Annotated in this window: 3 protein-coding genes; all 3 read left to right on the top strand. The window is 33.6% G+C overall.

Features of this window, described 5'->3' with window-relative positions:
* Positions 1-379 precede the first annotated feature (379 nt).
* The 3 genes from VSA01S_RS19360 to VSA01S_RS19370 all read left to right on the top strand — a co-directional run bounded on the left by VSA01S_RS19360 (position 380) and on the right by VSA01S_RS19370 (position 3,027).
* Complete coding sequence (locus VSA01S_RS19360) at positions 380-715, top strand: hypothetical protein (RefSeq protein ID WP_039983861.1); 336 nt, start codon at positions 380-382, stop codon at positions 713-715.
* Positions 716-1,316: 601 nt separating this feature from the next.
* Entirely contained in the window at positions 1,317-1,637 is a 321-nt protein-coding gene (locus VSA01S_RS19365; RefSeq protein ID WP_039979068.1) for a hypothetical protein, read from the top strand.
* Complete coding sequence (locus tag VSA01S_RS19370; protein WP_039979067.1) at positions 1,630-3,027, top strand: leukocidin family pore-forming toxin; 1,398 nt, start codon at positions 1,630-1,632, stop codon at positions 3,025-3,027. The genes VSA01S_RS19365 and VSA01S_RS19370 overlap by 8 nt, the downstream gene beginning before the upstream one ends.
* Positions 3,028-3,133: the final 106 nt, after the last annotated feature.

Here is a 3,133-nt window from a genome sequence, read left to right on the forward strand (position 1 = left end):
AATTTTTGCAACAAGCTCAACGATCACTGGATCACATTGTTTAAATTCTGAAATTGGCTGCGGAATGACGGTTGTATATTTATGGATTAATGTATTACTATATATTGTGTCCTTTTACTTAAAGTGGTAGTATATAAAATCTACGAATAGAAAATTTAACTTCCCCTATTTATAAGCTGATTATATTTCCAAGCAACCAATATAACATATTTCTATTGGTTAATATATTATTAGTAATAGCTAAAGGATAAGAAAGGTTAAATGTCACCTTATTGTAAAAGAATATATATAATTAAATTATTTTTTATGCGTTAATTAAATTAAAATTTATTTCTGAGATTTTTTAGATTTTTATTTTTAATAAAATACGAGACTTTAAATGAAAAAGTTAGTTGCTCTTATTTCTATTTTTATACCTTTTTATTCATTTGCTGATTTTAGCTGTACGGTTTCCGTTGAGCGGGTACTCGTTTATGGAAATGGTTCTGTAAACATAAAGCATAGTGGGCATGATGATTTTACTTACATTTGCAATACCAAAGGAACTTGGAAGGGAATAGATACTGTAACATGCTCTTTGTGGGTCGGCATGCTACAAAGTACCCAAAACAATGATAAAAAAGCTATTTTCTACTATCCAGGTTCCGGAACTTGTGCAACCTTACCTATTTATGGAAATGCCCCTGCGCCAACTTATATTGGTGCAATTAAGTAAACTTATTAATTTTTATGATAAGAGTAATGGCTTATTTAAATGAGCCTAACTCGAATTACGAAACGTATGTAACCGAGATTCCGCAGGAGCTTGTTGTAAAAATTGAGGATGTTTCTGAGGTGCCTAATTGAGCACCTCTTTTTATGCGTAAACTCCAAAGATATTGAAGAGTTCATTGGGGATGGCTGTGAGTTTTTTGCAACAATAACTGCCGGAGTATCCAACAGTTTGCGAAAAAAACCAAATATAACTAGAGATGTGACAGACCCCTTTATGCATTGTCATTGTTTTAAAACTATAATCATTTAGATAAAACTGAAATAAACAAATAGCTTTTAAATTATTTATTGAGTTAATAGCTAGTAATTAGTGACTATTTACAATGTTTATTTGCTTGAGTAATATTAAAGCTACAATTTAATGTTTTATTTATTTGAGTGTTAATGTGAAGAATCTCATAAATTTAAATGTCCTATTGTTAATTTCTTTTCTATCATCAGGAGTATCCAATGCGCATGTATATACGATTGGAGAATTTAGCTCATTGATAGAATATGCATGGCCCGCTTTCGAAGAATCTAATTCTACTTATATGGGAAGAATGAAAGATGAAGATATACTTTATGTTAATCTACATAACATTTCATTTATTGATGTAATCTCAGTATACAAAGAGATTGAAAATGGTCATAGCTTACTACTGGACATGTCAGATATAGAGCTTAATGAAAAGAGAGTGATTATGTCTCAGCAGTTAATTAAATTAGGCTTAGACGCCCCACTTATTGCTTTTAATAAAAAAAATACCGATAGTAGTTTTTATAACATTTCGATATCTATTGAAGATAAGAAAAATGTGATACGAAAAAGCATTGCTTATGTGGTTTCAAAGATTTCCAAAGTAGGTGAAGAAGATGAGTAAGGCATTGCTTTCATTTGTATTTATTTCTTATATTCTTTTTTTTAGCCAAGCCATTGCTGAACCCTATATACCCATATATAAAAAAGGGGTTTATATTACTAAGCATGGTTTGGAGTGTGTTTTTGATAAAAGCTTTAAAGCTGATTATGGAAAAGTTGATCTCTGTAATGCCAATGCGTCAGTCGATGTTCGATTCGAGATTGCACAAATGCGCTCTGTTTTTAATAATGCTAATGGTGAATCAACAGAAAATAAAAAATATGTCAGTTTTATTGTTGGTGATAACTCCGGAGCAGGCATACACGTGAGTGATAGAGTTGTTCAAGATCATACTCGTTTTACGAGTTGGACGGAACGTGATGACTTTATTGGTGGTTTTGCAAGAGAATATGGCATCTCTGTAGAGCCTATCGCAGGTTATACTCCGTCCATTTATAAACAGTTTCCATTAAACGAAAATAAAAACTATCAACATCGAGATACGACGGGTTTTACTATTGGTATTAATGGCAGTATTAATGCAGATATTGGTGAATCCGGACCTAGGTTTTCGCCTGAAGTGAGTGGTTCTTATACTTATACCAATAAAAAGACAATTGTATATAACACTAGTGACTATAAGATTGTTAATTTAACCAATCATGCAAAGTTTGAAGTAAAATACGTTTATGATGTCAATCTTTGTAACTCAACGCTCGGTGGCCAGGGGCTTTATGATTGTTCATGGAAAGATGTATTGTGGGGTAGCAGCTTTGTCCATGACCTAAAAAAGATTAACCCTGTTGCCTATGCAAACTTTCATCCCAAAATGGAGTTAATATACGAAGCCCCTGCGGATGAAATTGGTACAACGCATTTTGAAATTACAGTTTCCGTCGCACCACAAATTATTTATGGCAATGTTAGCTATGATGGTTTTAACCAAAAAGCCACTGCAGAACTAGTCAATACTCATCATTATTTAATTAAGGCTAATGTAGTCATTGATTGGGGGCATCCTCTATTTGAACCAGAAGCACATGTTTACTTACAAACACTAGAAAGTAATGACAAATGCCTTACGGTAAAGAATGAGAAAGTGTTCTTATCGCAGTGCAATGGTAACTGGAATCAAACATGGGGTCTGGATAATTATCAACGTTATAAAAGCCGCTCAGGGCATGATCTATGTCTTACCGTTCAGGATGATAAATCTCTTTCCATTGAGCAATGCTCTTTTGCCATGAATCAGAAATGGTATTGGGAAGGAGAGCAACTCTTGAGTCGCTTTATTGATGGAAGTGGTGAGCAGTATGGTCTTAATGCTTCTTCAGATCAATTGAATGTGGTGCCCGTTAACGCTGAAAAGGCTTTAACGCGATTTATGCCTGCTTTAGCCAAGATTGACTGAGTTATTCTTAGGGGCTTGTGGCTTGTTGCAAAAATTGAAGATATTTATGAGGTGCCTAATTGAGCACCTCTTTTCATGCGTAAATACCGAAGATATTGACGAGTTC

This window comes from Vibrio sagamiensis NBRC 104589 (genome assembly GCF_007990935.1).
Classification (GTDB): domain Bacteria; phylum Pseudomonadota; class Gammaproteobacteria; order Enterobacterales; family Vibrionaceae; genus Vibrio; species Vibrio sagamiensis.

Bases quoted from the DNA above. Each gene is read 5' to 3' on its own strand.
- VSA01S_RS19360 (WP_039983861.1), top strand. From the start codon at position 380: ATGAAAAAGTTAGTTGCTCTTATTTCTATTTTTATACCTTTTTATTCA.
- VSA01S_RS19365 (WP_039979068.1), top strand. From the start codon at position 1,317: ATGAAAGATGAAGATATACTTTATGTTAATCTACATAACATTTCATTT.
- VSA01S_RS19370 (WP_039979067.1), top strand. From the start codon at position 1,630: ATGAGTAAGGCATTGCTTTCATTTGTATTTATTTCTTATATTCTTTTT.